Raw genomic sequence first — 291 nt, 5'->3', positions numbered from 1 at the left:
CCGGCCTGCTGGCAGAAGCTCAGCGACCTTCTGGGCCGGACCTGGCAGCATGAGAGCGGCACGGCGCTGACCGTGGCAAAGCTCGCGATCGACACCGGCTACGAGACGGCGGCGGTTTACGCTTGGGCGCGGCAAGCTGGCTTTGCGCAGGTGGCGCCGGTGAAGGGGCTTGAGGGGTTCAACCGGGCGAGCCCGGTGACGGGGCCGACCTATGTGGACGCCACCATCGGCGGCAAGCGTCTGCGCCGCGGGGCGCGACTGTGGTCGGTGGCGACCTCGACCTTCAAGGCG

Annotated in this window: 1 protein-coding gene; it reads left to right on the top strand. The window is 70.4% G+C overall.

The genetic code is table 11. From position 1 onward, the window contains the following. The coding region (locus tag ACK8OU_RS20575) for a terminase gpA endonuclease subunit (protein WP_410305182.1) at nt 1–291 on the top strand (291 nt) is incomplete at both ends.

It is taken from the genome of Pontitalea aquivivens, from assembly GCF_046507575.1.
In the GTDB taxonomy this organism is placed as follows: Bacteria; Pseudomonadota; Alphaproteobacteria; order Rhodobacterales; family Rhodobacteraceae; genus Pontitalea; species Pontitalea aquivivens.
Note: the sequence above shows the minus strand (reverse complement) of the source record. Positions and strands in the feature narration are given on the sequence as shown.